This window comes from Bathymodiolus platifrons methanotrophic gill symbiont (assembly GCF_002189065.1).
GTDB lineage: Bacteria > Pseudomonadota > Gammaproteobacteria > Methylococcales > Methylomonadaceae > Methyloprofundus.
In genome coordinates this window covers 1-5,122 of the sequence record NZ_BDMN01000001.1, presented here as the reverse complement: position 1 = coordinate 5,122, position 5,122 = coordinate 1, and the positions used below count along the sequence as shown (strand labels likewise).

The following is a 5,122-nucleotide window of genomic DNA, read 5'->3' as shown; positions in this document are numbered from 1 at the left end:
TACGTCGCTAGAGAGGCTGTGAAAGTATAGGTTTTTAGCCTCCCCCCTTGAGAAGGGGGGATTGAGGGGGGATCGTATATAAACATAGGTCATTGACATTGCGTGATTAGTTTTAATATATCAACCTCCTCTAACCCCTTAACTAAGGAGGGGGATTTTTGAATACTTTCACAGTCTCTAGAGTCATGAAATACCTTAGTAAGGCCTGTATCGCATGCCATTTAACACAGAAAGGGTTGTAATGCGGAGCCCTTCAGCTAATCATTGAATGTGAAACTCAACCATCAATTTATTAATTCTCAACTAGCGGCCTATCACTCAGCTAATAGAATTATTATTGCTTACAGTGGTGGCGTAGATTCTCATGTTTTATTACATTTGCTCGCTAGTATTCCTGAATTAAAGCATAAACTTTTTGCTATCTATGTGCACCATGGATTGCAAGCAAGTGCTGAACACTGGGCTAAGCATTGCCAGGGAATTACCAATAATCTGGCTGTTAAATTTCAGGTACTTAAAGTTAATGCTCAGGCTATGCAAGGTCAAAGCCCTGAAGAAGCAGCGCGTGATGCCCGTTATCAAGCTTTTAAGCAAGTACTCAAAAAAAATGACCTGTTACTATTTGCTCAACACCGTGACGATCAACTTGAAACTGTTTTATTGCAGCTATTTAGAGGGGCTGGATTAAAAGGGCTTTCAGGTATGCCTGCTGCCATTAACTTTGGTGCGGGGCTATTAGTTAGGCCCCTGCTTGATATAGATCAGCAAGAAATTAAACAATATGCTCAACAACAAGACCTGCAATGGGTAGAAGATCCGAGCAATCAAGATATACAATTTGATCGCAATTACCTGCGGCACGAAATAGTTCCCTTATTAAAACAACGCTGGCCGAGTTTAGATAAAACAGTTGCTCGTGTTGCAGAGCATTGTGCCGGTGCGCAAACGTTATTATCGAATAGTGCTAAACAAAAAATGCACACACTCTATGACCCAGATAAACAATGCCTCTGTATTAAGGCTTTGCAAGAGCATGAACCACTGACACAACAATTGATTATTCGCGAATGGCTGGATTTACTAGGTGCAAGGATGCCTAGCCAGAAAGTAATGAATGCAATTATTGTAGATATCTTAAATGCCCGGCCTGATGCAAACCCACTGATTGAACATGATGCTTGTAATATTCGGCGCTATCGGGGGGGCTTGTATTTAGTTATCCCGATAAAGATACCGGATTTAAACGAGCTTATTGCCTGGGCAGATAATAACCAACCTTTAAATTTACCAGATAATGGTCAGCTGAAAATAAAAGATGCCTCGCAGGGAATTGCCAAAACGCTATGGATGCAGGGTAGGGTTGAGGTTAAGTACAGGCAAGGTGGAGAAAAAATAGCTTTATTCAACCGTAATGGCAGGCACAGTTTAAAGAAACTATATCAAGAAGAGGGGATTGCTCCCTGGTTGCGTGATGTCATTCCTCTTGTTTATATTAATGGGACGCTTGCTGCGATAGCTGATTACTGGATAAGTGCTGATTTTTACGGGCAGAATGAAGCTTGTGTCCAGCTGTTCTGGGAAAGGCAAGGAGAAGTAGTCAGCTTGAAATAGGAAATTATATCTAGCTGGCTATCGTGTATTATCAGCTATTCCTTATTTGCATCGGGATAAAATAATTGCTCGTCTTGCTTTTTATAAGCGCCAATCAGTGCTTGTACTTCAGCACTTATTACGTAATCAATATACTTTTTCGCTAATTCATAATGTACATGCTGATGCTTAGCGGGGTTAACAGCCATAATATGGTAGGGGTTAAATAAAGTATGATCTCCTTCATTAGTAATAATTAAATCAATCTTATCTCTAAAGGCAATATAAGTTCCCCGGTCAGTTAGTGTGTAGGCTTGTTTTTCATCAGCTATTTTTAATACGGCCCCCATTCCCTGGCCAACAGCTAGATAGTTAGTGCCTTCCGGCTGGATTTTGGCTGCTTGCCACAAAGCCATTTCTTTTTTATGGGTGCCTGAATCATCACCGCGTGAAATGAAAATGGATTGACTCGCAGCGATTTTCTGTAAAGCAGTTGTTATGGATTCAGTTAGGGTAATCTGAGCAGGGTTTGTTTTAGGCCCTATTAACACAAAATCATTATGCATTACGGCTTTTCTATCGATACCGTCCCCTTTGCTTACAAATTCCAGCTCTGCTTTTGGTGCATGTACAAAGACTATATCAACATCACCACTTTCTCCTAAGCGCAAAGCTTTGCCAGTACCAACGGCAATAACATCAAGGCGAATATCATAGGTTTTTTCAAACAAAGGATTGATAACTCTTAGTAGGCCTGAGTTCTCTGTGCTTGTCGTTGTTGACATACGGAGAATATCAGCACTATAAATGTTAATGCTCAATAGATAGAGCAGGCTGAAGAGTATCGTTTTTTTCATGTTATTTTTCCTGGGAATATCTAAATTTAAACCGCCTATAAAAGGGCATTACTTTACCATGACATGGGGTAGGAGTTAGTGGATACGGTATTCAGACTGAGATAATCACTTAATTATTTTTCTCTCATTTTATTCCTGCTGTTGAAGATCATCTCCATCAAGATAAATATCTTCTCGACCGTCACCTCTTGAAGTAACGTGATATAAAGCGCCTGAAAATTCAATTCGTAAAGGTCTAGCCATAGGGGGAGTATACTCGCTTAGAATGCAAAAATAAAGACCTGACCCCCTTTATTTTTTTTATTTACGCTGAGTAGTTACAAAAATTCATCATTATCTAGACGTAATTTTTTATATAGAAAAATATTCTCGTAATTCAATGATTTGTACAAAAAATAAAATCTGTAGTGCCAACTGAGCCTTTTTTAAAATTTCAACTTATTGATTTATATAAAATACATCACCAATAGTCACGAAGATGGGTTAAATTACCTGTGACACAGAATTTTGAACTCCCTTAAAAAAATATTATGGGTATAAGGCAAGTAGCAGTTTTGATTGGGTCAACCTTATCAAAAATGTTTTTATTTAATCGATCTCTCGACCTTGTAAGAAATCGATCAATACAAGATGATATATCATCACCTTTATCAAAAATTTCATTGATGACGGTATCGAACCCATCAATTATTATTTCCTTACCAGTTATCCCTATCTCATTTATTGCTTCGGCATTAACATAATACGTACAGATCCCTGTTAGAATGGCTCCAACAGGACTTGCAGTTCTTCCATCGGGGTCAAAAAACATTACGGGGTTATTAAGTGCATATTTATACTGATTAAAATCACCACCTGGGAATGTAACTGGATCCTCACTAACAAACCGCCCCAGACCAGCATCATAATACCTGGCTCGATAATAATACAAACCACTTGCCTCATCATATTCCCGGCTCGTATAAAGATATGGGTTAACCAAACCACCAGAAGTACTAGCAATATCACCAAACGAGTCATAAGCATAGGATTGAGCGATTCCACCCAATGAATCAGTCAACTGGTTAATAGATCCCAATCCATCCGCATGATAAACATAACTTTCATCGGCTTCAAAGGCTCCATTACTATCAGTATCGCGCTGCATTAATAAAGGTTCATCAATGCCTAGCCCATGAGTAAAACGTGCTTGTAAAACATCACTGCCATCGAATTCAAACAGAATATCTTCATTATCATAAACATAGCGGGTAATGGTTCCGTTGACGTTTTTTTCTATACGTCTATCAAAAGCATCGTAACGATACTCAATTAATCCACCGCTAGGGTGATCAATACGTATCAAACGATTTTCAGCATCGTAGCTAAACAGTGTTTCTGCATTATTTGCCTTTAAAGTTTTTGTTGGAAATTTGCCGGTTCCATCGTTAATAAGAACAACCTGACTTTCTCCTGCTCTCCCTATGCTGACAATCAAATCCAAATCCTTATCACGGTTAAAATACCCTGCCTCCAAGAATACGGGGTTTCTTCCAACAGGTATATTAAGCGCTGCAGAGAAACCACCACTTCCATCGCCATAAAAAACCTCAACGCGATCTTGAAAAACCTTGGACACGACAATATCTAGGTTACCGTTAGAATTCAAGTCTGCAACAACAATATCAAATACACGATCAACAGTATTTAATTCAATAGGACTAGAAAAGGCACCATTACCGTCCCCTAGAAGAATGCCGACAGAATTACAACTAGTTAGGCGTTGTGAATTTGTTCCAACAATATCCAAATTACCATCATTGTTAATATCTTCAAGTTCAGGTGTACCTACAAACCCGTCAAAACCACAAGCACGTATTGCATTAACTTTACTACTGAATGATAAGTTACCATGTCCATCGCCTAAATAGAGTAGAAATTCATCTGGCCTATCACCTTCTTCAGTAATTAGCAGATCAATATTTCCGTCATTATTTAAATCTCCTGAGACCATACCATTTTGTAGACTAATTTCTATAGATGAAAGAGTTTTTGGCGATTCAAATTTTGCAAATGCTTTTTGATACAAACGCGTAGAGCCGGAACCTTCAACCAGCATTACATCTTCTCCCGTCTGTTCATAAAGCCTATCAACCTGAGCAATCGTCCATCCAGCGCCTATAGGACTTTGATTTTGATTGTTGATAAGCACAAATCCAGTTCTAGTGCTTGATATTGCGGATCTATCGAAATGTGATGTCCGGTTAAATTGATATGTGTACTTACCTGTATCAAAGTTCTCGGCATCGAAGAGAATGGATTGGCGCAACTGATCAGAAGGGCTCGCCCCAGTGGTATCTGTATAAAGCACATTGCCCTGGTCAATATTGCTAACTATAACCGAAGCTGATACCTGATTAGGGGTAGGGTTCGCATTGGTACCCACTATTGTGGCTCTATTAAATACAGGGTATGGACTTGCTTTCAGGCTTTTATAAATGAGATTTAACGATCTTTCTTGTCCGAGTGTTCGATAAGAGGTGGTTTGATGTTGTACGGTTAATTCGCCAGTACAGATTGTAGTACTAGACCCTGCTGGTTTTTTCTTCGCCTTACATTGATCGTCATTTTCCCTATCTTTATTAGGTGGCTGAAGTTTCCCAATTATTGAGTAGCTGAAATACACAATGCTGGTG

At 39.1% G+C, this 5,122-nt stretch carries 3 protein-coding genes and 1 pseudogene; 1 reads left to right on the top strand and 3 read right to left on the bottom strand.

The window, feature by feature from the left end:
• The first annotated feature begins 270 nt into the window (after nucleotides 1–270).
• Nucleotides 271–1,611, top strand: coding sequence for a tRNA lysidine(34) synthetase TilS (gene tilS / locus CDZ78_RS00020; protein ID WP_087868102.1), 1,341 nt, complete (start codon nucleotides 271–273; stop codon nucleotides 1,609–1,611).
• Nucleotides 1,612–1,646: 35 nt separating this feature from the next.
• Here the strand turns inward: tilS and CDZ78_RS00015 are convergent, their stop codons facing one another.
• From CDZ78_RS00015 to CDZ78_RS00005, 3 genes and pseudogenes are all read right to left on the bottom strand, one after another.
• A complete protein-coding gene (locus CDZ78_RS00015; RefSeq protein WP_087868101.1) occupies nucleotides 1,647–2,447 on the bottom strand; it encodes an ABC transporter substrate-binding protein in 801 nt (266 codons plus the stop codon).
• A gap of 147 nt (nucleotides 2,448–2,594) precedes the next feature.
• Nucleotides 2,595–2,690: pseudogene (locus tag CDZ78_RS24475) on the bottom strand (transposase); the annotation flags it as partial.
• 274 nt (nucleotides 2,691–2,964) lie between these two features.
• The coding region (locus CDZ78_RS00005; RefSeq protein ID WP_211200753.1) for an RHS repeat-associated core domain-containing protein at nucleotides 2,965–5,122 on the bottom strand (2,158 nt) is incomplete at its 5' end.